The sequence below is a fragment of the Idiomarina sp. MD25a genome (assembly GCF_001870515.1).
GTDB lineage: Bacteria > Pseudomonadota > Gammaproteobacteria > Enterobacterales > Alteromonadaceae > Idiomarina.
This window is the reverse complement of sequence record NZ_MDGT01000005.1, coordinates 212,739-239,078: the sequence shown is the minus strand read 5'-3', so window position 1 is coordinate 239,078 and position 26,340 is coordinate 212,739. Positions and strand designations below refer to the sequence as shown.

20 protein-coding genes and 1 tRNA gene are annotated in these 26,340 nt (G+C 47.8%); 12 read left to right on the top strand and 9 right to left on the bottom strand.

The features are described from left to right. Nucleotides 1-39: 39 nt before the first annotated feature. The 5 genes from rpoD (at nucleotide 40) to BFR57_RS11925 (ending at nucleotide 5,382) form a co-directional block, all read left to right on the top strand. Nucleotides 40-1,875 (top strand): RNA polymerase sigma factor RpoD, encoded by a 1,836-nt coding sequence (gene rpoD, locus BFR57_RS11945; RefSeq protein ID WP_071464205.1) that lies wholly within the window; start codon nucleotides 40-42, stop codon nucleotides 1,873-1,875. Between the two features lie 58 nt (nucleotides 1,876-1,933). Next, nucleotides 1,934-2,710, top strand: coding sequence for an amidohydrolase (locus BFR57_RS11940; RefSeq protein ID WP_071464204.1), 777 nt, complete (start codon nucleotides 1,934-1,936; stop codon nucleotides 2,708-2,710). Nucleotides 2,711-2,778: 68 nt separating this feature from the next. Then, a complete protein-coding gene (locus tag BFR57_RS11935; RefSeq protein WP_071464203.1) occupies nucleotides 2,779-4,179 on the top strand; it encodes an ATP-binding protein in 1,401 nt (466 codons plus the stop codon). A 51-nt stretch (nucleotides 4,180-4,230) separates the two neighbouring features. Next, nucleotides 4,231-4,306: transfer RNA gene (locus BFR57_RS11930), tRNA-Ile, on the top strand. 137 nt (nucleotides 4,307-4,443) lie between these two features. Then, the gene (locus BFR57_RS11925) at nucleotides 4,444-5,382 is read left to right on the top strand and encodes a DMT family transporter (RefSeq protein ID WP_083405140.1); all 939 of its coding nucleotides are present in this window, start codon (nucleotides 4,444-4,446) and stop codon (nucleotides 5,380-5,382) included. 37 nt (nucleotides 5,383-5,419) lie between these two features. Here the strand turns inward: BFR57_RS11925 and BFR57_RS11920 are convergent, their stop codons facing one another. The 3 genes from BFR57_RS11920 to BFR57_RS11910 form a co-directional block, all read right to left on the bottom strand. After that, complete coding sequence (locus tag BFR57_RS11920; protein ID WP_071464202.1) at nucleotides 5,420-6,220, bottom strand: CsgG/HfaB family protein; 801 nt, start codon at nucleotides 6,218-6,220, stop codon at nucleotides 5,420-5,422. A 162-nt stretch (nucleotides 6,221-6,382) separates the two neighbouring features. Then, nucleotides 6,383-6,970 (bottom strand): porin family protein, encoded by a 588-nt coding sequence (locus tag BFR57_RS11915; protein WP_071464201.1) that lies wholly within the window; start codon nucleotides 6,968-6,970, stop codon nucleotides 6,383-6,385. 149 nt (nucleotides 6,971-7,119) lie between these two features. Further along, nucleotides 7,120-9,309, bottom strand: coding sequence for an OsmC domain/YcaO domain-containing protein (locus tag BFR57_RS11910; protein ID WP_071464285.1), 2,190 nt, complete (start codon nucleotides 9,307-9,309; stop codon nucleotides 7,120-7,122). 182 nt (nucleotides 9,310-9,491) lie between these two features. Between BFR57_RS11910 and BFR57_RS11905 the strand changes: the two genes are divergently transcribed. Then, entirely contained in the window at nucleotides 9,492-10,919 is a 1,428-nt protein-coding gene (locus tag BFR57_RS11905; protein ID WP_071464200.1) for a DUF945 family protein, read from the top strand. 198 nt (nucleotides 10,920-11,117) lie between these two features. Here the strand turns inward: BFR57_RS11905 and yghU are convergent, their stop codons facing one another. The 4 genes from yghU to BFR57_RS11885 all read right to left on the bottom strand — a co-directional run bounded on the left by yghU (nucleotide 11,118) and on the right by BFR57_RS11885 (nucleotide 15,963). Beyond that, nucleotides 11,118-11,981: a glutathione-dependent disulfide-bond oxidoreductase gene (gene yghU, locus BFR57_RS11900; RefSeq protein ID WP_071464199.1), complete on the bottom strand. Its 864-nt coding sequence runs from the start codon at nucleotides 11,979-11,981 to the stop codon at nucleotides 11,118-11,120. A gap of 132 nt (nucleotides 11,982-12,113) precedes the next feature. Further along, nucleotides 12,114-12,944: a DUF4198 domain-containing protein gene (locus tag BFR57_RS11895; RefSeq protein ID WP_071464198.1), complete on the bottom strand. Its 831-nt coding sequence runs from the start codon at nucleotides 12,942-12,944 to the stop codon at nucleotides 12,114-12,116. 1 nt (nucleotide 12,945) lies between these two features. Continuing rightward, nucleotides 12,946-13,989 (bottom strand): PepSY-associated TM helix domain-containing protein, encoded by a 1,044-nt coding sequence (locus BFR57_RS11890; RefSeq protein ID WP_071464197.1) that lies wholly within the window; start codon nucleotides 13,987-13,989, stop codon nucleotides 12,946-12,948. A gap of 3 nt (nucleotides 13,990-13,992) precedes the next feature. Then, nucleotides 13,993-15,963, bottom strand: coding sequence for a ligand-gated channel protein (locus tag BFR57_RS11885; RefSeq protein ID WP_290439332.1), 1,971 nt, complete (start codon nucleotides 15,961-15,963; stop codon nucleotides 13,993-13,995). Between the two features lie 161 nt (nucleotides 15,964-16,124). On the opposite strand from BFR57_RS11885, the gene BFR57_RS11880 reads away from it, so the two are divergent. The 6 genes from BFR57_RS11880 to BFR57_RS11855 all read left to right on the top strand — a co-directional run bounded on the left by BFR57_RS11880 (nucleotide 16,125) and on the right by BFR57_RS11855 (nucleotide 24,252). After that, the gene (locus BFR57_RS11880; protein WP_071464196.1) at nucleotides 16,125-16,982 is read left to right on the top strand and encodes a LysR family transcriptional regulator; all 858 of its coding nucleotides are present in this window, start codon (nucleotides 16,125-16,127) and stop codon (nucleotides 16,980-16,982) included. Between the two features lie 193 nt (nucleotides 16,983-17,175). After that, nucleotides 17,176-18,468, top strand: coding sequence for a ribonuclease J (locus BFR57_RS11875; RefSeq protein ID WP_083405136.1), 1,293 nt, complete (start codon nucleotides 17,176-17,178; stop codon nucleotides 18,466-18,468). Nucleotides 18,469-18,611: 143 nt separating this feature from the next. Next, nucleotides 18,612-19,994, top strand: a complete 1,383-nt coding sequence (locus tag BFR57_RS11870) for a cytochrome ubiquinol oxidase subunit I (protein ID WP_071464194.1) — start codon at nucleotides 18,612-18,614, stop codon at nucleotides 19,992-19,994. A 12-nt stretch (nucleotides 19,995-20,006) separates the two neighbouring features. Then, a complete protein-coding gene (gene cydB / locus BFR57_RS11865) occupies nucleotides 20,007-21,014 on the top strand; it encodes a cytochrome d ubiquinol oxidase subunit II (protein ID WP_071464193.1) in 1,008 nt (335 codons plus the stop codon). A 6-nt stretch (nucleotides 21,015-21,020) separates the two neighbouring features. Beyond that, the gene (locus BFR57_RS11860; RefSeq protein WP_071464192.1) at nucleotides 21,021-22,655 is read left to right on the top strand and encodes an ABC transporter transmembrane domain-containing protein; all 1,635 of its coding nucleotides are present in this window, start codon (nucleotides 21,021-21,023) and stop codon (nucleotides 22,653-22,655) included. After that, complete coding sequence (locus BFR57_RS11855; protein ID WP_071464191.1) at nucleotides 22,648-24,252, top strand: amino acid ABC transporter ATP-binding/permease protein; 1,605 nt, start codon at nucleotides 22,648-22,650, stop codon at nucleotides 24,250-24,252. The genes BFR57_RS11860 and BFR57_RS11855 overlap by 8 nt, the downstream gene beginning before the upstream one ends. On the opposite strand, the gene kynU is transcribed toward BFR57_RS11855, so the two are convergent. Then, the gene (gene kynU, locus BFR57_RS11850; RefSeq protein ID WP_071464190.1) at nucleotides 24,238-25,479 is read right to left on the bottom strand and encodes a kynureninase; all 1,242 of its coding nucleotides are present in this window, start codon (nucleotides 25,477-25,479) and stop codon (nucleotides 24,238-24,240) included. The two genes, BFR57_RS11855 and kynU, sit on opposite strands and share 15 nt — an antisense overlap. Next, nucleotides 25,466-26,314, bottom strand: coding sequence for an alpha/beta hydrolase (locus BFR57_RS11845; RefSeq protein ID WP_083405134.1), 849 nt, complete (start codon nucleotides 26,312-26,314; stop codon nucleotides 25,466-25,468). The genes kynU and BFR57_RS11845 overlap by 14 nt, the downstream gene beginning before the upstream one ends. Between the last annotated feature and the right edge of the window lie 26 nt (nucleotides 26,315-26,340).

Genomic DNA, 26,340 nt, shown 5'->3' with positions numbered 1-26,340 from the left:
TTGGGTACTCTCGTAGAAAGTGACAGGTGGAATCTCTGTATGCAGCAGAATCGGCAATCACAGTTAAAAGTTCTCATTGCAAAAGGCAAAGAGCAAGGTTTTCTTACGTTTGCGGAAGTGAACGACCACTTACCGCAGGAAATCGTTGATTCCGATCAAATAGAAGACATCATTCGCATGATAAATGACATGGGTATCCGTGTCTTTGAAAGTGCGCCTGATGCAGATGATTTGATGATGTCCGAAAGTGCGGCGGACGAGGACGCAGCGGAAGAGGCTGCACAAGCACTTGCTACTGTGGATGGCGAGATAGGCCGTACCACTGACCCTGTGCGCATGTACATGCGTGAAATGGGTACTGTCGAGCTTTTAACGCGTGAGGGCGAGATCGACATCGCTAAGCGTATCGAAGAAGGCATCAACCAAGTTCAATGTTCTGTTGCTGAGTACCCCGAAGCAATTAATTTCTTGCTAGAGCAATGGGATTCTTACGAAGCTGAAGAGTTACGTCTGACAGAAATCATTGTTGGCTTTATTGATCCCGATGAGGTTGATGAAGCGCCCGTCAGTGCAACCCACGTGGGTTCCGAGCTTTCTAATGAAGAGCTTGAAGATGAGGACGACGATGAAGATGACGACGACGATGAAGATGAAAACGATAGCGGTATCGATCCTGAATTCGCACGTCAAAAGTTCACTGAATTGCGTGAGCAGTATGATGCGACACGTCAGGCAATTACCAAACACGGTCGTGAACATCCGAGTGCGCGCGTCGAAATTGATAAGCTCAGTGACCTGTTCAAGCAGTTCCGTTTAGTACCTAAACAGTTTGATCGTTTGGTGCAAGATATGCGCGCTATGATGCAGCGTGTTCGTGTACAGGAACGCCTCGTCATGAAAGCGGCCGTCGAGCAAGCCGGTATGCCTAAGCGTGCTTTCATGAAAGCATTTGCGGGCAATGAAAACAGCTTAGCTTGGGTCGACGAACAGATTTCTGCCGGTGTTGACTACGCATCAACATTGCAAGAAGCACGCGTTGAAATTGAACGTTGCGTGACCAAATTAAATGAGATCGAAAAGGAAACCGGTCTTACCATTGCCAAAGTTAAAGACATTAATCGCCGCATGTCGATTGGTGAGGCAAAGGCACGTCGAGCCAAGAAAGAAATGGTTGAGGCGAACCTTCGCTTGGTTATCTCGATTGCCAAGAAATACACGAACCGCGGTCTACAATTCCTTGATTTAATTCAAGAGGGTAACATCGGTTTGATGAAGGCGGTTGATAAATTTGAGTACCGTCGTGGCTACAAGTTTTCGACTTACGCTACCTGGTGGATACGTCAGGCGATTACACGTTCGATTGCCGACCAAGCGCGTACGATTCGTATTCCAGTGCACATGATTGAGACGATTAATAAGCTTAATCGTATCTCGCGTCAGATGTTGCAAGAGATGGGGCGTGAGCCTTTACCAGAAGAGCTCGCTGAACGCATGGCGATGCCAGAAGATAAAATTCGTAAGGTTCTTAAGATTGCGAAAGAGCCAATCTCGATGGAAACCCCAATTGGTGATGATGAAGATTCGCACTTGGGCGACTTTATTGAGGATAATACCCTTGATTTGCCGATTGACTCAGCGACCTCAGAGAGCTTGCGTAACTCAGTACGCGATGTACTTGGTGGCTTGACCGCGCGTGAGGCAAAAGTATTGCGTATGCGTTTCGGCATTGATATGAATACCGACCACACATTGGAAGAAGTGGGCAAACAATTTGATGTAACGCGTGAGCGTATACGTCAGATTGAAGCAAAGGCATTGCGTAAGTTGCGTCATCCAAGCCGTTCAGAGCAACTTAAATCGTTTTTGGATGAGTAACCGTATGTAATCACTCAGGCTCGATTTGAGTGACTCTGTTACTAAGAAAGGAGGCAGTATGGGAATTAATCGTGAACATTGGCCAAAACGGATTATAGACTCGCATCTTCATATTTATGATGAAGCGTTTCCGTTGATTGAAAACCAAGGTCACATCCCAAAGCCTTTTTACATTGACGACTATAACCGCCTTGTAACGGGTATGCCTGTTGAGGGCGGCGTCATTGTTTCAGGTTCCTTTCAGGGATTCGAGCAGCGTTATTTGAAAGCCGCGCTCGGAAACCTGGGTGATAATTATGTGGGTATTACCCAATTACCGGGTAGTGTCAGCGATGAAAAAATTCAGCAACTCAACGAACACCGGATTCGCGGCGTTCGCGTCAACTTAAAGCGCGGCGTTCACCGTGACATTGAAGGTATCGTTGAATTCGGTCGTCGTATCTGGGATTTAGCCGGGTGGCATTTAGAAATTTATGTCGATAGCCGTGAGCTCGATGACATGGTGCCAACTTTATTGAAACTGCCAAAGTTGAGCGTCGATCATTTGGGAATGGCGAAATCAGGCTTATCTCAAGTGCGCCGGTTAGCTGAAGGCGGTGTTAATATTAAAGCAAGCGGTTTCGGACGCACGGAAGTGAACATTACTGAAGCTATCAAGACTCTGTATAAGACTAACCCAGACTGCCTCATGTTTGGTACAGACTTGCCAGGGACGCGCAGTAACCGCGGGTTTGAGCCAAGTGATATCGATACCATTGTCGAAGCACTTGATGATTCTGAAGCAACCGATAAAGTATTCTATCAAAACGCCAAAGAGTTCTATAAACTACCCTAAGGTGTTTTAATTTTTAGATAAGGTGGCGCGTGTATTCGCTCTCCTCAATAAGTAACCAGAATCGATTGATGGCGATGATTATCATCGCCATCGCTATTTTCGGTATTGGCCTAACATTTTGGTATTCGCCGGCGCAGCTGATTAATCGTTCTTCGGAAGGTTTAACCGCCAGTTGTGACCACGTGATCACTGAGGTCACGCAACTCTATCCTTCGGGCGCAGAGCCCCACTATCAAGTCAATAACCCCGACTTACTACAACAGGTCATGTACCGCGAGACCGGCAAAATACAGGGTGTTGAAGGCGGTTACTGGCACGTAGCCAGTGAGTTCTTTGGTTATGCCTTTCCTACTTATGTCGGCTCTAGTATTAAAACGGATGTACCACAATCCGAAATGGCTCTACTCAGCGCACTGTCCCGGCAAGCGGTTGATGAATCGAATACATTGACGTCTGTGCGACAGTCCGAAGACGCAGCAGTGATTACCGTCGCGTGTCCCATTAACACTCATCGTGGTTTAGCCGCTTGGTTAATGAAGCGTACTTCATTGCTACCTAACACTTTGGTTTGGTTGTCGTTTGGCATCTTTGGTGTGCTTGCCGTGCTGGGAACGATGCTGTTGGTGCTCAACCGGAACTTTGAGAAAGGTTGGCTGACAGAGCGTGAGAAGTTAACTGAGCAGCTGAACGATGAAACTGCGCCTGTTCCCACTACAACGGTTATCAATGACGTCCAGCCATTTCTGTTGCTGCTATATCAGGCACGTCAAAAGCGACATAATGCCGAACGAGCAATCAACTCACTCGAAGCTAAGCTAGGGCAAATCAACGAGCTGTCAGTTGTTGGACGCGCAGCGCTGGCATTCGCTGAAGAGCTCCGCGGTCGTATTGAGCAATTACAACGCGATGTCACTGCGGTTGTGACGGATACATCGACGCTCCAATTTGAGAAACTACAGCGCGAACTCGACGCGGCTGAGTATCTTTGCCAAGCACTTGCGCAGATTGATGTGCGCCATAAAAAGCAGGGGCCTGTCGCAGAAGTTCATATGAACCGTTGGACGCGGACTTTAGCCGATTTTCATCAACAACGACACGCGAACGATAGGCAGACCATAGCGGCGGTGTGCGATGGTGATATCACGATAAGTACAAACCCGCTCCTGCTGCGCTTTACACTCGATATTCTTATTCTTCACTCGTTGAAATTCGGGCCACAAGAAGGGGAAATATTTATTCGCGCGGCTAAGCAGGATGACCACATGATTCTAGAAATGGTCGACGAAAACCCTAGTGTGAAGCGTAATGTCGAACAAAACCTATTTAGGTTTGACGATGTTATACCGGAGCAATACGGTGATGGATTACGTCTAGTTAAAGATCTTGTCAGCAGCTTGAAGGGGTCGATTGAATTTCAATCAAACGGCGAAATCTCTCGATTTATCTTAAAGATACCGATGACAAGCTAGCAAAAAGTTCGTATAATTTGCGCCGCTTTCTAAGCAACTCTCTTCTAAAATGGCCCCTTAGCTCAGTGGTTAGAGCACCCGACTCATAATCGGTTGGTCCGCAGTTCAAATCTGCGAGGGGCCACCATTTATCTATAAGTCAGTTCTTGTGTTTATGGCTATGTGAGATCTAATCCGTCACGCCGTTACTTGGCCCATTTGCTCACCGCCAATCGCCTATGGCATCCTAAATATCCACGCCACTTCGTTGATAGGAGGCGAGTTATGGGATTTCGTCTACATGCACCTATGCGGTTGGCCTTTCCAGGCAAGTGGGTCGCACGTAGTACGCTGTTGGTTGGGTTTGCTGCGATGTGTTGGGGGATTTCAGGCGGCATGGGGGCCATATTGCTCAAGGAGGGCTGGAGTGCAACGACGGTCGCGCTATGTCGTGGCACATTCGGCTTTGCTTTTGTCGGCGTTTGGTTGATTTTTGCGCGGCGTGACATCGGGCGTTTAAATCGTTCGTTCTGGTTTTGGTCGACTGTTGCCGGGTTGGGTGTCGCTGGTAACTTCTCGTTTTACTTCATGAGTATTGCTGAGGGAAGTGTCACGGTGGCTGCAACACTAATGTATTGTGCACCGGTGTTTATCTTCTTAATTTCTTTCCTGCTCGGACTCGAAACACCCTCTTGGTCTAAAGGATTAGCTGTCTTATTTGTCGTTGTGGGGATTGTGTTGCTGACCGAAGCTTACGCACTCAATATGGAAAAGGTGAGTGGGGTAGCCGTGATCATGGGGTTATTATCCGGTGCGTCTTACACTGTGTTTGTCTTTGGCTTCAAATATGCCACTCCTCATGGTAGCCCGCAGGCGGTACTGACGGTTGCTTTTGCTGTACTATCTTTGGTTTTGGCGCTGCTGATCGACTTTGCTGAGATTAGGCAGGTCGCTTCGCCACTGTCTTTATCGCTATTATTAGCTATTGGGATTTTGGGAGGCGGAGTCTCGTTCATTTGTTATGTTGTCGGCCTTAACTATACTGCGCCGGGCAGCGCTTCGATTTTAGCGATGGCCGAGCCCATTACGGCCTCGTTATTTGGTGTTTTATTTTTGGGCGAAGTGTTAGCTTGGGTTCAAGTGTTTGGCGTTGCACTGATATTAAGTTCTGTCACGGTACTGAGCATCGAGTCGAGTCGCAGACGATCCGTTGTGCAGTCATAACAGCGACTTGATGAACAAGCCGCTGTTATCAACAATATTAGTCGTTTACACCCAGTGCGCCGCCACGACCGAGGCCTCCCGCAACATTTTGTGCACGGTAGTTTTTTAATGCCTTGACCATATTGTTATAGGAGTCCATGAATGCGGCTGAAATAACCTTTCCCTCAGGTGTATCCGTATAGCCACCAACACCTGCAAGCAAGCCTGAGAAAACGCCACCAAAGGCACTGAAGTCCCAATTCTTGGCGTTACCCGCCGCCGCCGATACTTGTACACCAGAGCGGTTATCAACCAGCAGCAATGTGGTCGCTGCTTCATTACTCGAGAGCCCTCCGGCAACTACGCCAACCCAACCGCCCAATAAGCCACCTACATTTTGTGTCCCACTCTCGGAGAATTGAATGGAGGGGCTGACCGTGTAGTCTGCGGCAACCAGTTGACCTTTGCCAAAGTTACTTTGCTGGCGTAGTTCGCCGCTTTCCATGAGGGCGCGCTCGGTCTGGAGTGCTTGCATTGCTTTACCTCGTTCAACGATAACGAAGCAGTTTGACTGTTGAATCATGACACGTATGAGCGGTACGGTTGTGCCCAGCTTGGGATACATGCGGCGATAGTCATACCACCAATTTTCGTTTGTATCTTCGTAAATAGATAGTGTTCCCAGCGGTGCCTCGCAGCGTTCCAACGCTTTGTTCTCGCCCTGACTTTGCGCTCCGCCGGCAGCTCCCGTAATGTTGTTTCCAGAACTGCCGCCTAAACTGGGGTTGGTACTGACACACGCGGTTAAAGACACGCTAAAAATGCAAGCAATAAGAGATTGATTAAGTTGATTCTTCATGACCTGACGACTGTTGTGATAATTGACAGGTTAATTTTGGTAATTAAGGAAAAAGGTACAACTCGAGTAGGATGACTTTGAAGTCAGAAATCACGGAAGAATGGGTATACTATGAGGCAAATTAGGGCTCAGTGAGATTGACTGAGCCCGACAGTGTGCTACTTAAAATGAGTAGCGCACAGACAGACCAAGGGTGTCGAAAGCGTCGAATGAGTCAGCTTGAAGAGCCACCGAGAGTCTATCGGTTGCGTAGAAACGTGTTGTTATGCGCATGGTATCCTGTGTGTTGTCGAATACGTCGGCCATACCGATATTGAAATCGACTTCGAACCAACTGGTTATACGAGCGCGCGCACCAATGGCTGCATGCCAACCAGTATCGTCATTGTCAAAACTATTTTGCGGCATCGTCAGTTCAGATTTATAGTTTGCCACACCGGCTTTGGCATATACATCAAGCATGTTGTATTGGAATACTTTATAGCCAACGTCAGCAAAAAGTAGCTTGTTGTTCAAGTCTACATTGCCCTCGCCGTCATTTTCCAAGCTGCGATAGTCGGCACTGATAAAAAATCGATCTGTCAGTGACTTTTCGAATTCTAGAAGATAACCATCGTTATAACTTGACTCGTGAGCGTAGCCAGCGCCAATAAAATCATAATTAGGCTTTTCGTCGGCATTTTGTGCGAGCGCGGCGTTAGAAAAAAGCACCATCGAAGCAAGTGCAGAAGAAGCTAAAAGTCTTTTCATTATAAACATCCTGTTGGACAGATTTGGGTTATTTATACCTCATGTCATATTAGAATGTAAATTAATAATGACTAATAAATGTAACATTTAATTGCAACCAACAAAAAAGCCGGCTTAATGAAGCCGGCTCGGTTGACAGTTGAGACTACCTAGCGTGTTGTAGCAACGCGCGCTCGAGCAGCATGTAGTTTTTTATAACTTTCAATCAAGCGCAAGTGACGATCGAGCCCGGTTAAATTCATGTCGGTGGGTGTCAAACCATGAAAACGCACGCTTCCATCGACGGAACCTTCGACTGCATCCATGGTTTTATCGCCGAACATGCGGCGGAAGTTATAAATAAAGTCGCTACGCTCGAGTTCTTCGTCGAGTTCCACCTCAAGAAGGGCTTCCACGGCGCGATAGAATAAGACGCGTTCAACGGTGTTGTCGTTGTATTGTAGGAACATTTCCACATGCTCTAAAGCGAGCGCATGTTCGCCTAACGCAAGATAGATAAGCAATTTAAGCTCTAGGATCGTGAGCTGACCCCACACTGTATTCTCATCAAACTCAATACCGATCAGCGTGATGATGTCCATGTAGTTATCAAGCTGGCTTTCCTCTAAACGCTCGACTAAATCGGCAAGGGCATCATCACCGAGACGGTGAAGGTTTAAAATATCTTCGCGGAACTGCAGTGCGACGTTGGTGTTATCCCAGATCAAGTCTTCTACGGGATACACTTCTGAATAACCTGGCACGAGAATACGACATGCCGGTGCGCCCAGTTCGTCATAAACGGCGACATAGGCCTCTTTGCCTAAATCAGAAAGGATCCCAAACAAGGTATTCACTTCCTCATGATTTGAGCCAGAAAAGTCCCAATCGACGAATTCATATTCTGAACGTGCGCTGAAGAAACGCCACGACACTACACCTGATGAGTCGATAAAGTGTTCGACAAAGTTATTGGGCTCGGTGACAGCCATTTGGTTAAAAGTCGGCGCAGGTAAGTCGTTTAATCCTTCAAAGCTGCGACCTTGTAAAAGTTCGGTGAGACTGCGCTCAAGAGCAACTTCTAAGCTGGGATGCGCACCAAACGAGGCAAACACACCACCGGTGCGAGGGTTCATCAGAGTGACACAGGCTACAGGAAATTGACCGCCTAGCGAGGCGTCTTTTACTAATACGGGATAGCCTTGCTCTTCTAGTCCCTTGATGCCTTCTACGAGTTTGGGAAAGCGCTCAAGAACGGTGTCCGGTACGTCAGGCAATGCGATTTCATTTTCGATAATTTCGCGCTTGACGGCGCGTTCGAATATTTCAGATAGGCATTGGACAACCGCTTCGTCAAGCGTATTACCGGCGCTCATGCCGTTACTTAAGTACAGGTTTTCGATTAAGTTAGAAGGGAAGTACACCGTTTCACCATCCGAGTGACGCTTAAACGGTAGCGCACAAATACCGCGTTCGATATTACCGGAGTTGGTGTCGATTAAATTCGAGCCAGCTAACTCGTTTTCAGGGTCATAAATAGCACGTGTATAGTCGTCTAAAATGCCGCTAGGTAAGCTGTCGTCCTCGGTGAGCTCAAACCAACGTTCGTTGGGATAATGGACAAACTCGCTTTGCGCAATCTCTTCACCAAAGTACTGGTCGTTATAAAAGAAGTTACAGTTGAGGCGTTCGATGAACTCACCTAACGCAGAGCACAAGGCGGCTTCTTTAGTCGCGCCTTTGCCGTTGGTAAAGCACATCGGTGATGCGGCATCACGCACATGCAGAGACCACACGTTAGGCACGATATTACGCCAAGAAGCGATCTCGATTTTCATGCCCAAGTCAGCCAGTATTTGAGTCATGTTGGCGATAGTTTGCTCTAGGGGTAAATCTTTGCCTTTAATAAAGGTCGTATGATCGCCGTCAGGCGCCCCCATCAAGAGTGCTTGAGCGCTGTCGTCGAGGTTATCGACGGCCTCAATCTGAAAATCAGGTTCAGTTTGTACCACACGTTTGACAGTACAGCGCTCGACGGCTCTGAGAATACCTTGGCGGTCTTTGTCCGAAATATCCTCTGGGAGTTCGACCTGAATTTTAAAGATCTGGTTATAGCGGTCTTCGGGATCGACGATATTGTTTTGCGATAACCGAATATGCTCCGTCGGAATATCGCGCGCATTACAGTACAAGCGAATGAAGTATGCCGCGCACAAGGCTGATGATGCGAGAAAATAGTCGAATGGGCTAGGCGCAGAGCCGTCGCCTTTATAACGAATAGGCTGATCGGCAATAACGGTGAAATCGTCAAACTTAGCTTCGAGTTTGAGATTTTCTAAAAAATTAACTTTGATTTCCATAGCGCTTCGACCTGATTGGCTTAATTGATAAAACAAAGCCGCCATTATCGCGTGTTTTATTTCCTACGTCATGGTGAAAGTCATGAAATTTTCAGATATTTCCTAATGCACGGCGCTAGCGAATGCGATACACTGATAACAAAATAATTACAATAATTTCTGATAATAAACGCGAGACAAATATGAGTAAAAAAGCACTTTTGGGTGGCGCCGTTATCGTTGCGGCCGCATTTGCTGTGAGCCCATACTTTACAGGAAGCGCACTAGAAACGAACTTTAAGAAGCAAGTAGCTGCGCTCGATGCGCAACCTGCTTACGCTGCTGAAGTTGTTAGTTACGAAAAAGATTACTTTACTTCATCAGCGGTGGTGCGTGTAACCATCGATCTAGCGAGTATGGCTGCTGACAATGATGAATTGCCAGAAACCATTGAAGCAGAGCTCGATTTCTCGGCACAGCATGGCTTGTTGTTGACTCAATACAGCCCAGGTGTTGGTCTGGCGGCGTGGAAACTGAGCTTTGATGGCAACGATTTACAGGAATACGTTGAGTGGGAAGACGGTACACCAATTTATCAAATGACGGGCTCAGTCGGGCTATTCGGCGGAGCTGATTATCATGACTGGATGCCAGAACTGACTGCTGCCGAAAACGCAGACGGTGTAGCATTCAACTTTTCTGGCTATGAAGGGCACGGAACCGTTGAGCAAGAGCGAGTGGTTTATACAGGTGGCTTTAAGAATATGACGTTCGCTGTTGGTGACCAAGCACGGTTTAAAATGTCAGACCTCAATTTACAGGTTGATGCGCAAGCGTCATTAGCGAGCCTTTTGGCCGGAAGCGTTTATGGTGGTGACTCATCTTTCTCGATTAAAGAAGTCTCTTTTGAAGATGTTGAAATGATTCAACCTTTGATTTTGAGTAACTACCAGCTAACCAGTACCTCAATTATTGATGAAGAGCAAAATACGGCGAGTATCTTAATTAAGCAGGGGCTTGAGTCTGTTTCCTCTGAGTCGTTTACTGCAAATGACCTCGTATTCAATATGTCGATGGATGATCTTGATACCAGTGTGCTTGAAGCATTTCAACAGTTTGCTTCAGCGCAAGATGGAACAGACCCTGCTAAATTACTCGAACAACAAAGTGAATTTTTTATTCAGCAGCTACCTAAAATTATCGACGACAATCCGAGCTTTAAGATCGACCAGCTGAGCGCTTCCCTTGAACAGGGCGACATGAACGCTGATATGTTTATGCAGCTTGCTGATATCGAGCAATTGCCCGATCCGATTGATGACCAAGCGTTCTGGTTCTCACATGTAAATAGTGAAGCCAATATGCGTATCGAAAAGCCTGTTGCGTTATGGTTAGCGCAAAAGCAAATCCTTATGCAGTTACGGACACAGTTGCCACCGGCACAGCAGGATCCTGTACAAATGCAGCAGATTGCTGAGCAGCAAGCACCTTTGGTTATCTCTACCTTTATGCAACAAGGTTTCTTGACAGAACAAGAAGACGCTTATGTGACAAAGGTTACGCTTAAGGACGGCAAGTTTGTTTTAAATGGAACTGAGCTACCTGTTTTACAAGCGTTGCAACAGCAGTAAAAAGGATAAGGGAGTCTATTGCGGATAATCACTTCTTTTTAGATTTGCGTGGCATTTAATTAAATTGTCATAAATCCGAAACGAAGTTGTCACCGTAGGTGTTGATAATTGCAGTCGTTTTTTGGTGAACACCAGATAACAGATTTATACTCCCTGGATATATTTTGCCCCGAGCTTTTACTCGGGGCTTTTTCTTTTCTAGCCAATTTTATCTTGTGTTTTAGTTTCAAAATCTTCAGCGCTGTGGCGTTCATGCAGCTGCTCTTCTGGTTCGCCCCAGGTTTTATTTACCATACGACCGCGTTTAACTGCAGGGCGTTGTGATAGCTGTTCTGCCCAGCGCTGCACGTTTTTATAGGTGTGCGCTTGAATAAACTCAGCAGCCTCATAGACTTCGTTGCGAACCAACGCACCGTACCACGGAAATATGGCCATATCTGCAATGCTGTATTCGTCCCCTGCAACAAACTCATGATTGGCAAGTTGCTTATCGAGCACATCTAATTGACGTTTGATCTCCATGGTAAAGCGGTTGATTGGGTACTCTAACTTCTCGTCAGCATAAGCATAGAAATGACCAAAGCCACCGCCTAGCAAAGGCGCGCTGCCCATTTGCCAAAATAGCCAGTTAAGACATTCGGCACGTGCAGCCGGCGTGGTTGGCAGAAAGTGACCGAATTTTTCAGCAAGATACAGCAGAATAGAGCCAGACTCGAACACTCTTGTACCCGGTTCGGTACTGTTATCAAGCAAAGCAGGTATTTTTGAGTTTGGGTTAACGTCAACAAATCCGCTCGAGAACTGCTCCCCCTCTAATATATTAATAAGATAGGCATCGTAATCGGCTTCCTTAACGCCGGCCTCAAGGAGTTCTTCAAGTAGGATAGTTACCTTTTGCCCATTGGGTGTTGCCAGGGAATAGAGTTGCAGATCGTGTTCGCCTTTGGGCAGAGGCTGCTCATGAGTTGCGCCAGAAACCGGGCGGTTAATGTTAGCGAATTTACCACCGTTACCGGGTTCCCACTCCCATACTTTGGGTGGGACGTATGAATTATTCGACATAAAAGTTCCTCTGTTGATTGGATACAACGCGTCTAAAAGATACCAAAGTTAGCTCAGCTTGGATTTGCCTCGGCGAGGAATTTTTTAGCGTAGGGTGTAAAATAATCAGGGCGCTGGCGCGCCCTGAACACGTTATAGAGGCAGTACTTCGATGACGGCTGAATAGTTACCTAATCTCACCATCGCTGGCGCTTTTGCGCGATCGTCTTTATATTCAACTTCGATAAAGTACATGCCGGGTGCATCGAAGCTCACTTCAAAAACGCCTTCCGCGTTTGTGGTAAAGCGCATCGGCTCACTATTGTCACGATATTTTTCGCCTTGTCGTACAAGGGTCACCTGTGCATCTTGAGCCGGTTCGCCATCGAATAAGAAACCCAGTGATACCGATTCCCCGGTATAGAGATCATTGGGGTGGGTTTTGCCATTAAGCTCAAGCCCATTACCACTCGGTATAATGACCTCTTGACTGGGCGCGCCTGCGGTAACAAATACCTCAACGCGACGAGCACTATCAAAGACTTTTAAATCTTTTGCATTTTTAGGGACATGTTGTTGAAAGCCCTCAATTGTGCCTATTTCGCCACGCCCCGGCCAACGCTGACGGTTACCTTGTTCATCCTGCCAACTTGCTTGCAGACTACGGCTATTCATACTGACTTCATAGGTACCCGGTTGCGTAAGCTGAAGGTCAAAAACACTTCGGTATTTTAGTTTCGCTTGATTTTGCAACGTAATAGGCTGACCGTCTGGATTGTAAGCCGTCAGGCGGTCTAAAGGCATCGCAAAGTGATCAGGGTTAAAAATACCGTTAGCGATAGCGGCATCAAAGGTGACCCATTCATCTTGACCGGATACTGTGGTCGTGTTCGGTTTTATCCATAAGCGATGGGCGCTGACCGAAAGGCTCGCGGTTAGTAACACGCCCATAAGCAATAGCTGTGTGGTTTTATGTTTAATCATTTTAAGGCTCCAGAGTAAGTTTTACATTACCGAGCTCGTTGTTGCCTTGTTCGGTGTGTTGTAGTGGTTTGTTTAATGGCCATTGGAAATTAAATTGCAGTACCTCGCGTCCACCGAGTTCACGCGCTGCCTCGATATACAAGGTGTAAGATTGTGGAGACCGTTGGCTGATAATCTGAGTCAGTGGCTTGAGGTCAATTCGATGTGAACCCGGTTGTCGGGTCGCGCCAGAGATCCCATCGACGGGCATACTTAAAAAGCGCCCGCTGCGGCGCCACCATAAGCGCATATCTTTAAGCCACTTTTCACCTTCTTTGTCAGCAAGTTGAGTGTCATACCAGATAGCGACATCAGCGACTTTCTTGCGCTCACTGTCCATCAGCCACACCGCGAGATAAGGTGGGTGATATTCAGAGACTGCGAGGCGCGGTAGCTCAACCTTGAGTTCATTGGCGGAGCTATGGTTTGGAATCAACAGTAATATAGGTATCAGCACACCGGCGGCAACCAATGGCCACGTAGTTTTACGACCCTTGGCGTACTTTTTCAAAAGCAACAAGCCGGTTACTGAAAATAGAATGGCGGCCAGTGCGAAGACATCGATAAACAGCGACCATAAAAAGTGAGTGTTGCGGCCTTTGTGCAAATCGTTGAGATAAGCAATCCAGCCACGGTCTGTGGTTTCTTGATAAAAGGTATGTAACTCTCGGTCGACGGAAAACCAACGGTCACCCCCCGCACGTGGTAACGATACGTACATTTCGAACTCGCTCCATTGAATGTTAAGTGTTTCAGGTAATGGGTTACCTGTGGTGCTTTGATACCACTGACGAAACGCCTGACTCAGAGGTCGGTCGGCATTTAAACCCGCCATAATAGCGGAGGGAACGTCAGCCTCTATTTGAGTGATCTCAGCACCACCCTCAAACACGGTGGGATGGTTGAGGGTGATACCTGTCACTGAAAAAAGCAGCATGCCGACCAAACACATCGCGGAACTGACCCAATGCCAGTTTTTAATACTCCAAAATTGACGAGCGCGCATCGGTTAAAAAGTCCAGCCGAGAGAGACCCAAAGACGGCGTCCATCCTCAATATAGCCGTATTCTTCCATACCAATTTGTTTATCGAATAGGTTATAAATACCGGCTCCGACCTTAATATCGGGTGTGAGGAAGTAGTTGATGCCCAAATCGGTCAGCGTATATGAAGGGGCAATCAGTGAACCGCTCGAAGGTCCAGTCGTGGGTTGACTCTCTTCGCCACGATAATGAACGCGTAACCACGTATTCATTGCCGCGGAAGGCTTCCAATTGAGCGACGTTTGTACCAAATGCTTGGGTAATTGTGTGAGTGGCTCGCCTTTATATTCACCGGTTTTTTGCTCAGAATCGGTAAAGGTGTAGTTCGCGCTCAGTTTCCAAGCTCGGCTAAATCGTGCATCAAAAGTGGCTTCAACACCCTGTGTCACCGCTTCATCAACGTTGACGTACGTTGTGGGCATAGAGCCAAACTGATTGGGGCCACCGGTACATTGAGTGACGGGGCATGCAATGCGCGATATTTTATCGTCGAATTGGTTATAGAAAACGGTAACAGAGCTCTTTATTCCTCGGCTAAAATGGGTATATAGACCGAGCTCGTAGTTAACCGATGTTTCTGCTTGTAAGTCGGGGTTACCATAAATATCTCCGCCTCGACTGACTTGTCCCCAATCCTCTGTTGTTTGACGTAAGTTAGGCGCTCGAAAGCCGGTGGATACGCCACCTTTCAGCGTGGTTGCTCGTGATAGGTGGTAGACGCCGTAGACACGGGGACTCCATTGGTCACCAAAATACTCATCATCGTCGTAGCGCAAACCGGTCGTGAGCTCGAAATGTTTTGCGACAGGCCATGTCGATTCAGCAAATACTGACCATTGAGAGCTATCGATTTGTGTGCGGTTGCTGATTTGGTTACTGGTGCGATCTTCTAACTCTTCTTTTAGATAAGCGGCGCCGAGTGTAATTGGCTGTTCAACGGTGAGTGGCACATTCCATACGGTCTGAAAATCGGTATTGGTGATGTACATCTGACGTGCATTGTTGTCGTACTCGTCACGTTTTAGATAACTTCGAGCGCCGACAAGACCCCATTGACCGTTGTGAGCAATGGAGTAACTTTGATTGTCATACTTAGTCGTCGATGACTCAGGGCAACCGCGACGCCCGCAGCTTTCACCGGGGGCTAAGGGCTCAACGGTTTTACCGAGTGTTGCGTCTAAAGTTTGTGAGTTGGTGCCTGCTTCGAAAAGCCATTCGTGGTCGACCGTTGGTGTGTAAGCGAGTTTAACGGTGGCATGATCGGTTTTCTTTGCGCGATAACCATCAACAATATCGTCTTCAAAACGTCGTGTGTAACCGCCATATACCTGCAGCCCGAGGGTATCTTCTATGAGAGAGCCGGAGGTAAAGAGATTGACTTGGTAGCTATTCCCAGATTCATTGCGTTCTTGTACGACGGAGTCTACACGTACTTCGCTACGCCACTCTTGCGGCGTTTTCTTCGTTATAATATTAATGACGCCACCAATAGCATCCGAACCATATAGCGAAGACATTGGGCCGCGAATAATCTCGATACGTTCGATGGCTGCTAAGGGCGGTGTCCACGCACCTTCGACTCCAGGGCCGTCGCTATTCGGTCGTGTTTCGCGTGACGTTTGGCGCTGTCCATCGACTAATATCAAGGTGTACTGACTGCTCATTCCGCGTACGCTAATGTCTTGTCGGTCTCCACCATTGGTTACAATAACGCCAGGCGCATCGGTGAGTGCATCGGTCAGATCCTTGTAAAAGCGCTGTGATAGGACTTCACCCGAAATGACACTGACTGATGCAGGTGCATCGCGCAATGTCTTGTCGGCACCGGACGCGGTAACCACTAAAACTTCCATTGGCTTTTCACGTTTATGGGAATGGTTTGCGCGGTGATCTGTCTGTTGCGGGTTGGCATTTGCTGATAAAGTGAATGCGCTAATTGCAGTCGCAATAATTGACAGTTTAATGCAGCGAGTGTTTGATAGATGCACAATGTTCTCCGTATATAAAAATGAGAATAGTTTTTATTTGCAAATATACGTATAATTACGGTTTGTGCAATCTCGTTTATTTGTAAGCATATTTAAGAGGTGCTTAAGCTATGAATCCGAAGATGATTCGGTCGATGAAGGCGTTTACTCGAACGGTCGAGTTAAAGAGTATGAGTGCGGCAGCGAGTGAGTTGCATATGACCGTATCGGCGGTTAGTCAGCAACTTAGGAAGCTCGAAAAAGATAATGGGCTGGCGCTTTTTCATCGCAATACGCGGGTAATGACGCTCACCGAAGCCGGCGAAGTCTTTTATCAGTCGTGCCTTGATGTGTTGCAAGTTGCCGCGAAAAATCAAGAACGTATGGAGCAGCTTACGCAAACGCCGGCGGGCGTGATGAAAATCATGGCTCCTGTGGGATTTGGGGGCGGCTTATTGAGTGAGCCTCTACGTCAGTTAACCGAACAATTTCCGGACATGCAGTTTAAGTTATCGATGACCGACGAACCGCTTGATTTAGTGACTGCGGGCGTTGATCTTGCGATTCGCATCGGTCCCTTACCCGACTCGTCATTGTACTCTCATCATCTTATAGATTGGCATTTGATACCATGTGCTGCTGCGTCGCACCCGCTTGCTAAACGCCAAATCAGTGGACTTGATGGGTTACAAGATGAGACCTTTATTGCGCATTTTTCAAACACCTATGACTTGCCTTTGCCAGCGCCGCGCATCCAAGTCGACAATATGCAGACAACGGTACAATTGACGTGTGACGGTGTGGGCTTTGGATTGCTACCCGAACCCGAGGTGAAGCCACAGCTAGAACGTGGTGAGTTGGTGCGCTTACTACCTGATTGGGCAGGGGTTGAGTATAGTGTTTATGCGGTATTGCCTGTTAGAGAGAGTATCCCCGCTAAAACGCGGCTCGTCATGAATGTGATCGAAGATTGGTTTAAGCAAGTGTAGTGTTGTATTTGATTGACATCACAGCACGATTTAATCTCTGAATGAGGGTGTAAAAGTAATCCAAAAGGAGTAGCATCAACGTTACTAGTTTCGCATATCTAACGCTTACACAGTAAGTTAGAGGAGACTCACGTTGTATCCAAGCGAAGTCGACATGTGGTTCCTACCCCTTGGCGGGACAGGCGAGATCGGCATGAACATGAACCTATACGGTCATGCGGGTCGCTGGTTGATGATCGACTGTGGTGTCTCCTTTGATGAACCGCTTAACCCTGCTAAACCCGACAGTATCAAGCATGAAGTTGTCTGTGCCGACCCTCGCTTCATTACAGATAATAAAGACGAACTCGAAGCGATCATTATTACTCATGCCCACGAAGACCATATTGGTGCTATAGAGGACTTATGGCTGCGTTGGCAAAAGCCGATTTATACCACACCTTATACAGCTGCTGTTCTGCGCAGAAAACTAGCCTATACCGCATTTGCTGAACTGGTCTCCATTATTGAAGTTAATGAGGGGGAAACTGTTCAAATTGGCCCATTTAGCGTGACGTGGATACGCTTTACCCATTCACTTCCTGAGCCATTTGGTGTGGTGATAGAAACGCCTGCTGCTCGTGTTTTACACACCGGAGACTGGAAAATCGATGCCCAACCAATTACCTCAGCGGGCTTTGACAGTGGCGTATTTCAGCGGCTCGGATTAGCAGGTATCGATGCCGTTGTAGGTGATTCTACCAACGCCTTAAAACCAGGATGGTCGACTTCTGAAGCGGATTGCCATGACGGGCTGTTAGCCGAGGTGAAAGAAGCACAGGGGCGCGTTGTTGTCGGCTGCTTTAGCAGTAACATCGCGCGTTTAATCACGTTAGCTCGGGTGGCAGAAGCGTCAGGTCGCTATTTTGCAGTGCTCGGACGATCGTTAGAGAGAAATGTGGGTTTGGCACGCCAATTTGGATTATGGCCAGAGCATATTGAGCTCATTGACCATACGCATGTCGGTTATTTACCAGCACGAGAAGTGTTAGTTGTGGTGACAGGCTGCCAGGGTGAATCTAGAGCAGCACTCAGTCGTTTAGCCGACGATAGCCATCCTCATTTAGTGCTGGACAAAGGTGACAAAGTCATCATGAGCGCTATTATTATTCCAGGTAATGAGCTTGATATTCAACGCCTCACGAATAAGTTTAAAGCGCGTCGAATAGAGGTCGTACATGCCGAACAAAGTGACCGCATACTCCATGCCTCGGGCCATCCAAATCAAGAAGAGCTTAAACAACTGTACCAATGGGTGAAACCCCGTATTGTCATACCGACACACGGTGAGCCTGAGCATATGAAAGCACACGCTGAAGTAGCCAAACAAGCCGGCGTAAGGATGACACTAACCGGTATGAATGGTGATTTATTTAGAATTGGTTTACAGCCAAGCGTTCGCCGAAACGCAGTAAAAGCGGGGCGGATTGCGCTGGGGCGCGATTAATATATTATAATCATAAGCATATTGATATGCATCAAAGTGAACGCACGACAGAGCAACAAGAAGCGTGTTAAACAATATGTAATAACCTTTCAAATAAGGTTAATAACTTGACTTATAACGTCATTGGCTAAGGAGATCGTATTATGGATCTTGACCCCCTCGTGCTTTCGCGAATTCAATTCGCGTTTGTCGTGTCATTTCATGCCATATTTCCCGTGTTCACTATCGGTTTGGCATCTTATATTGCATTAATTTACGGCCTTGCATTCAAAACCAACAACCCGAAATGGGAGCGTTTAGGTGCCTTTTGGACCCAAGTGTTCGCGGTTGTTTTCGGTATGGGTGTGGTGTCCGGTATTGTTATGTCKTTTCAGTTCGGTACGAACTGGAGTAACTTCGCGCTCGCGACATCTAACTTTCTAGGCCCCATACTGAGCTACGAGGTGGTGACAGCGTTCTTCTTAGAAGCRGCGTTTCTGGGGGTGCTTTTGTTTGGTCGCGGTAAGGTWCCGAACGGTGTTCACTTTTTTGCCGCGCTCATGGTATCTATCGGAACATTTATCTCTAGTTTTTGGATCTTGTCAGCCAATAGTTGGATGCAAACACCTGCGGGCGTTGAAATGCGTGACGGTTTCTATCACGTAGTCGACTGGTCTGCTGCAATTTTTAACGATTCGTTTTGGTACCGCTTTACCCATATGGGGCTCGCTTCGTTCCTAACGGGGGGCTTCGTGGTAGCCGGGGTCAGTGCTTGGTTTATTATTGAAAAACGTGATACTGAACTGCACCGTAAAGCCCTCTCAATGACGTTATGGTTGTTACTGATTATTGCGCCACTGCAAATCTTCGTCGGTGACATGCATGGGCTCAATACGCTRAAACATCAACCGACCAAGGTGGCCGCGATGGAGGCGAACTGGGAAACGCAAAAGAATGTGCCCCTGCTTTTATTTGCTATTCCTGATCAAGAGGCGCAAAAAAACCACTTTGAAGTGGGTATCCCSAGTATGGCGAGTTTGATCTTAACCCACGAGTGGGATGGTGAAGTGCCCGGCATTAAAGAGATGCCGAAGGAGTTACAACCCAATGTACCTATCGTTTTCTGGTCGTTCCGTGTRATGGTCGCGATGGGCGTACTCATGGTGTTATTCGCCATTACTGGCCTCATTTTACGCCGAAACAAAGCGTACGCGCGTAACCGCTGGTTCTTACAAGGRTTGCGGTTAATGTCACTGGCACCATTTGTCGCTGTACTGTCGGGTTGGTTTGTAACYGAGGTAGGACGAGCGCCTTAYCTTGTGTACGGTCAGATGACCCAAGCMGAAGCGCTGACACCGTCGTTAACCGGTGGTATGGCATTGTTCACCTTGATTGGCTATATCGCAGTATACGCCTGTGTATTCGCAGCAGGGGCTTAYTACCTAACCCGCGTCATCCGTGCAGGTACTGAAGCCGCTGAGCAACACGACGACGAGAAGCATCGTGCTAAGCGTCCACTTTCTGCTGCTGAAGCCGACTTTGATTAAGGAGCACCTATCATGAGTGAACCCATTTTTGATTTGACTTACGTCTGGGCTGCGATAATTGCCTTCGGTGTCATCATGTAYGTGTTGATGGATGGCTTCGATTTAGGCCAAGGCATACTKTTCATGTTTGCGCCCAGTGAACATGATCGCGATRTTATGATGAACTCCGTGGCGCCTGTATGGGATGGCAACGAAACCTGGTTGGTGTTGGGCGGSGCGGGTTTATTGGCTGCCTTTCCGCTGGTTTACAGTATTTTCTTGCCGGCGCTCTAYATCGGCGTTTTCCTATTGCTCGCGGGACTTATTTTTCGCGGCGTAGCGTTTGAATTCCGCTTTAAAGCACACAGCTCTCGTTACTTGTGGAACTGGGCGTTYGCGGTCGGCTCGACTGTAGCGGCGTTCGCGCAAGGAGCCGTGGTCGGTGCATATATACAGGGATTTGARACCGAGAATATGCGCTATGTGGGCGGTGCACTCGACTGGCTGACACCGTTTACTGTCCTCACTGGACTCGGTTTGGTAGCGGGTTATGCGCTACTGGGCGCCACTTGGTTGGTGATGAAGTCAGAGGGCTCGACCCAGCAGTGGGCCTATCGCTTAGTGAAACCGCTGTTAGCCGCAGTGTTGCTTATCTTCGCGATTATCAGCGTGTGGACACCATTTGTGGATCCCTTCGTTGCAGAGCGTTGGTTCTCWCATATAACGCCGATTTGGTTATTACCTATMTTGGCGCTGGCCTGTGCGTTTTGGATTTACCGCTCTATTCAAGCGAAGCGTGAGGGCACGCCCTTTATCGCCACCATGGGGATGTTTATTTTTACTTACTTAGGTCTRCTGGCGAGTAAGTGGCCTTATGTTGTGCCGCCTAACTACACGTTAAGCCAAGCMGCATCTGCTCAYGAGTCACAGCTATTCCTGCTGTTAGGTTTGCTGTTCGTAATCCCCATTGTGCTTGTTTACACCGCTTGGACTTACTGGGTATTCCGCGGCAAGGTAAAAGCCGATCAAGGTTATCACTAAGAACCAATGAGTGATAATTTTCGCTCTGCAGCGAACTATCTTAAGCAAATCCAAACTGTTGCGCAGCGCTCGACTCGTCGAGCGCTGCTGTTTGGTGTGTTACACACCGCGAGTGTCATTTTACAACTCTATGTGATAGCCCAGCTCGCCTATGAATTGCTGGCGCTCAAACAACCGCTCAACGACTTGACTCTGTATTGGGTACTGTTGCTGACCGCGTCGTTCGCGCGCGGCCTGTTCAGTTGGCAGCGCGAAATCTGGCAAAGCGAGGCCGCAGGTGAAGCAATGCATCATGCTCGGAAGGCGTTGCTGCGTCGGTGGCAGTGTCAATGTCGGCAAGGAAGCGATATTGACCGCGGTGATGGTTCGATGCTTGTTGATACCGTTGAGCAGCTACGAGGCTATTATGAGCGCTATTTGGTTCAGCAATACTTAACCGTGTTGAGCCCATTGATGATTCTAGTTATGTGCTTTTGGCTCAACCCTGTTGTAGGTGTATTGCTGCTCATTGCGGGGCCTATCATACCGCTGTTTATGGCGCTTGTCGGTATGGGTGCGGAGCGTGTGAGCCAAAGACATGCGCAAAGCAATGTTGCCTTGAGCCGTGTATTTACCAGCATGTTGAAGAACGCTACGAGTATTAAATTATTTGATGGTTTGTCCTTCGCTAATAATAGAATTGCAGAAGCAGGTGAAACTTATCGTCGTGCGAATATGAAAACGTTAAAACTGGCGTTTTTGTCCTCGGCTGTGCTGGAGTTCTTCTCTAGCGTGGCTATCGCGGCGGTGGCCCTGTACGTTGGTTTTGGTCTACTTGGCTACATCAATTGGTTGGGCGCTGATGAGCTCACGTTGTTTAGTGGCTTACTTGTGCTGATGTTAGCGCCTGAATATTTTGCGCCACTGCGACAGTTTGCGCAGACTTATCACGACCGAGCAGCTGCTATAGGGGCTGCTACTCTATTAGCAGAGTATGAGCAGCATGAAGTAAACAATAATGTGGCCAAGGCTGTGTCGGGCGACTGTGTAGCTATTCGAGGCTTGGAAGCGGTTATTACACCCGACTCGTTGCTATCCTATCGTGACTTCCGTTTCCCAAAGGGCGCGTTAACCGTCATTTCAGGTCCTTCAGGATCGGGAAAAAGCACTCTGTTACGGGTATTGCTTGGCTTACAAAACTATCACGGAACGGTGTTACGAGATAAAGATAGCGACCAACCTATAGCCTACTTTTCTCAGCAACCATTTTTACTACCCGCAACTATTCGAACTAACTTATTTTTGTACAGCGAAGACAGGCCGCGCGATCCCCAACCCATTTTGCAACGCGTCGGTCTCGATAAAGCAATTGCTGTCGCTCCTTCGGGTTTAGACACAATGCTTGGTGAGCGTGGAGCAGGGTTATCAGGAGGGGAGCAGCGACGTTTAGCCTTGGCACGCTGCTTACTGAGTTCCTATCCGTTGATTATTTTAGACGAGCCAACAGAAAACTTAGACGCCGAATCGGCGGCTGTGATTCGTCGCGAACTATGCAACTTGTGCAAAGAGGGGCGTACCGTCATTGTTGCTAGCCACGACGAAGCTTTAATCGCGTTGGCTGATCAGCGCTTTGAGCTGGATGCGGGAGGCTCGCATGGCTAAACCTTTAGTTTTTAAGCCTTGGTTTCGAGCCTTTTACGCGCACCGTTGGCAATGGTGGCTCGGCTTTAAGTTGGCATTACTCACTATCATTTGTGGCATTGGATTACTGGCTTTATCGGGCTGGTTTATTACAGCCTCGGCGCTCTTTGTCACAGTCAATATTTATGCACCTGGCTCAGGTATTCGCTTCTTCGCAGTGACGCGAACCGTAGCGCGTTACGTTGAACGCTTGGTAAATCATGACTTAGTGTTAAAAATACAAGCGCGCTGGCGAATTGCGTGGTTCAAACATTTTCAGCGTCACGCCTATCAAGGACTTGCTCGCTTTCGAGTCGCGCAGGCTATCCAAGGGCTGACTCGTCATATCGAGGCGATGGATAATCTCTGGTTGAGGTTGGCGATGCCGGCATTGGGGGTCACGGCGGTCAGCTTATGTTTTGCCATCTGGTTTAGTTTTTATCACTGGGGACTTGCCTGTATTGTGGTCGCCACTTGGTTAGGTGCAGTCTGTTTAATCGCCAGACTGGCACACTACTCGGTGTTACAGGCGGTGAAAGTCGAGAAGTATCAACATCGTATGCGAGCTCGGGGTATGGCGTTAACCGAATCAATAGAGGAGACCCTCGCTTGGCAGCAGTTTGATAAGCAAAGTGAGCGTATTGGACATTACTCGCGACAAACAGAGCGCGCTTTTCTGGTTGAACAGCGTCGCGCTCAAAAGATTAAGCTATGCTTAGAGTGGCTAACTCACGGTGCTATTGTGGGTATCTACGGGCTGGCTATTCACTTGTTCATTAATTCGAATGCACAAATGAGTAGTGCTGAAGTGGTGATGTTACTGCTTGCCTCACTTGCGTGGCAGGAGTTGTTACTTGAATTACCGCAACAATGGCAAAATTATGGACGTACAGCCCTAGCTAGTCGTCGTTTACTAGCGGAACAAGCGAGCAATGCAGTAAAAGCGAGGGTGACTGAGTCCGCCGATGCATCGCTGCGATGGGATAACACCGCTGTGTACCGACAGTCACGTCAACTGTTTGCACCGTTAAGCCTCCGAGCTGTAGCGGGCGATTGGATATGGTTATCCGCGCCTTCTGGCGAGGGAAAATCGACACTTTTAAATGCAACTGCAGGTATGTATTCGGACTTTTCTGGTGAAATAGCCGTGCCGAACCTTTCCGAGTTTAACTATCTTACCCAACACACCGACATACTCGATGATACCGTGTTTAACAATCTCACGCTGGGACGCCAACTGAGTGAGCAGCGAATTTGGCAAGTGTTGGAGTGGGTTGAGTTAGCTGAGCGTATCCGACAAATGCCGGAGCAGTTATATAGTCGTATCGGTGAGCAGGGGATTCGATTATCGGGTGGGCAATACCGACGTTTGGCGCTCGCCCGCGCACTGCTTAAAGACGCTCCTCTGGTGATTTTGGACGAACCCTTTTCCGGCCTGGAAGTCGCATTAGCTGCTCGAATTACCGCACGGCTGATGAGTGAGTTGCCTCAATCTATCGTCTTGGTAGCAAGTCATCATGTGCCCGCAATGGTTCGAGCACATGATAGACACTCGGTTATCAGGTTAAGTCACGGTTAAGCGTGTTTGCCAACGTGGATCGAGGTAAGTTTGGGTTGTCATAATGTCATCCAGTATTACTATCGCACGTTCAATTTCTTGAAATTGGTTATACAGGGGCGCAAAACCAAAGCGGATGTAATTAGGCGCTCTAAAGTCAGCGATAACTCCCCGTTCAATCAGTGCTTGGCAAATTTCATAAGCTTTCGGATGTGCATAACTTAACTGACTACCACGTTGTTCGGCATGCGGCGGCGAAATGAGCTCAAAGTCGGGTGACCAACTATGAGCGGTCATTTGCTGTTGAAATGCTTGGGTGAGTTGCATTGATTTAGTGCGCACTTGCTCCATCGGTACATCATCAAAACAGTCGAGAGCAGCGTTAACCGCTTGCATTGAGAGCACCGGCGGGGTTCCTACTAGCATTTTTTGGATCCCTTTTGCTGCTTGATATTTAGGTTCAAAGGCAAACGGGTTAGTATGACCAAACCAGCCTTGCAACGGTTGTTTAAGCGATGCATGGTGGCGTTGGTTAACGTAAACAAATGCCGGCGCACCAGGTCCTGCATTTAAATATTTATAAGTACAGCCGACCGCATAATCTACTTGCCACTCGGTGAGATGAATCGGCATGACGCCCGCGCTGTGGGCCAAATCAGCTACTATTAACGCGCCTTGGCCATGAGCTGCTTGACTGAGTTGTTGTAAATCAAGCCTGCGGCCAGTCCTAAAATTGACCTCGGTGGCCAGAACAGCAACGGTATTTTTATCAATAGCGTTGATGAGCTCAGCTTCTTCAACCAACTTGAGTTCACAACGTTGCTGGCCCAGAAACGATTCAACCCCCTGCACCATGTATAAGTCGGTCGGAAAGTTATCGTGAGTCGATAAAATAACACGCCGCTGATCATTGCCCACTTCACTGATGGCGGCACAGATAACCTTAAACAAGTTAACAGAGATAGAGTCGCAGCAAATTACTTCGTCATCATGTGCACCAATCAACCGTGCGATTTTGGCGCCTACGGTGGTGGGTAGGTTGATCCAGTCGTGCTGGTTCCAACTCTTTATTAAGTCACTCCCCCATTGCATGCGTGTAGTTTCATCGACCGCTTGTGCCACTTGTTTAGGAAGTGCGCCCAGTGAGTTACCATCAAAGTATATCGTGTCACTAGGTAGTTCAAAGGCTTCACGCTTATACGCTATAGGGTCGTCACGATCACGTTGAGAAAAATCAGTTTGATTCATTAAATACGTCCTTAAGTAATCTCTCTACACGGGCAAATGCAGGTGTATTAGGATGCAGCCAATCAAAGTGTCCGGCCTCTTTTTGTAAATATACTGACTGCGCACGCCTAATAAGCGCCTGTGACTGCTTTGGATCCACGATGGGATCGCCGGTGCCATGTAGTAAATATACTGGATTTAGAAAATGTTGCTCAACTGGATTGGCTGCGAGATAAGCTTCGGTGCGCGCTTGAAACGAACCTCCCATAAATTGTTCGGTCACTACTTCGCAGCTATTGCTACCTGCACTATATTTTACGATGTCGCTTATGGCAGCCAGTCCGATAATTGATGCAAACGTATTGGGGAGCTGCTCATCGGCTGCGGCAAGTAAGGCAAGGTGACCACCCGCGGAATGACCTAAAATGGCAGTATTTGGCGCGGTAACGTTGGGTTCCTTAAGGATCTGTTGAATGGCTGATCTGATATCTTGGTAACTGGTCGGCCAGCCCCCACCATTACCGACGCGTCGATATTCTATTCCGAATACTTGATAGCCCAACTTACTCAAGGCTGACATAAAAGGGCGTGCATGTTTAATGTCGTAATCGCTTAACCAACAACCGCCATGAATAAACACCAGGTTACCATGGGTCGGCTCAGATGGTCTCCATACCTCTATAAACTGACTAATCTCGTTGCCGTAGTCGAGAGTCGAGTCCGCATCAGTGTATGGTAATTCAGTAATTGCCGAATACGAGACAGGCATAGTGACTTTTTCTTGTGCGGCACTATAGCTTGGGGATATACAAGCAATAATTAAAAGTACTGAAATTCTAAAGGAAAATGCTTTCATGTATGGTTTTTGCTGACCTAGCTAAT

What these genes read in the sequence shown, in the direction of transcription:
- BFR57_RS11895 (WP_071464198.1), bottom strand. Translation starts at nt 12,944, where the DNA reads ATGATTAAACATAAAACCACACAGCTATTGCTTATGGGCGTGTTACTA.
- BFR57_RS11935 (WP_071464203.1), top strand. Translation starts at nt 2,779, where the DNA reads ATGGCGATGATTATCATCGCCATCGCTATTTTCGGTATTGGCCTAACA.
- BFR57_RS11915 (WP_071464201.1), bottom strand. Translation starts at nt 6,970, where the DNA reads ATGAAAAGACTTTTAGCTTCTTCTGCACTTGCTTCGATGGTGCTTTTT.
- BFR57_RS11925 (WP_083405140.1), top strand. Translation starts at nt 4,444, where the DNA reads ATGGGATTTCGTCTACATGCACCTATGCGGTTGGCCTTTCCAGGCAAG.
- BFR57_RS11860 (WP_071464192.1), top strand. Translation starts at nt 21,021, where the DNA reads ATGAGTGATAATTTTCGCTCTGCAGCGAACTATCTTAAGCAAATCCAA.
- BFR57_RS11875 (WP_083405136.1), top strand. Translation starts at nt 17,176, where the DNA reads ATGAACATGAACCTATACGGTCATGCGGGTCGCTGGTTGATGATCGAC.
- BFR57_RS11920 (WP_071464202.1), bottom strand. Translation starts at nt 6,220, where the DNA reads ATGAAGAATCAACTTAATCAATCTCTTATTGCTTGCATTTTTAGCGTG.
- yghU (WP_071464199.1), bottom strand. Translation starts at nt 11,981, where the DNA reads ATGTCGAATAATTCATACGTCCCACCCAAAGTATGGGAGTGGGAACCC.
- BFR57_RS11910 (WP_071464285.1), bottom strand. Translation starts at nt 9,309, where the DNA reads ATGGAAATCAAAGTTAATTTTTTAGAAAATCTCAAACTCGAAGCTAAG.
- BFR57_RS11905 (WP_071464200.1), top strand. Translation starts at nt 9,492, where the DNA reads ATGAGTAAAAAAGCACTTTTGGGTGGCGCCGTTATCGTTGCGGCCGCA.
- BFR57_RS11940 (WP_071464204.1), top strand. Translation starts at nt 1,934, where the DNA reads ATGGGAATTAATCGTGAACATTGGCCAAAACGGATTATAGACTCGCAT.
- rpoD (WP_071464205.1), top strand. Translation starts at nt 40, where the DNA reads ATGCAGCAGAATCGGCAATCACAGTTAAAAGTTCTCATTGCAAAAGGC.
- kynU (WP_071464190.1), bottom strand. Translation starts at nt 25,479, where the DNA reads ATGAATCAAACTGATTTTTCTCAACGTGATCGTGACGACCCTATAGCG.
- BFR57_RS11855 (WP_071464191.1), top strand. Translation starts at nt 22,648, where the DNA reads ATGGCTAAACCTTTAGTTTTTAAGCCTTGGTTTCGAGCCTTTTACGCG.
- BFR57_RS11845 (WP_083405134.1), bottom strand. Translation starts at nt 26,314, where the DNA reads ATGAAAGCATTTTCCTTTAGAATTTCAGTACTTTTAATTATTGCTTGT.
- BFR57_RS11890 (WP_071464197.1), bottom strand. Translation starts at nt 13,989, where the DNA reads ATGCGCGCTCGTCAATTTTGGAGTATTAAAAACTGGCATTGGGTCAGT.
- BFR57_RS11880 (WP_071464196.1), top strand. Translation starts at nt 16,125, where the DNA reads ATGAATCCGAAGATGATTCGGTCGATGAAGGCGTTTACTCGAACGGTC.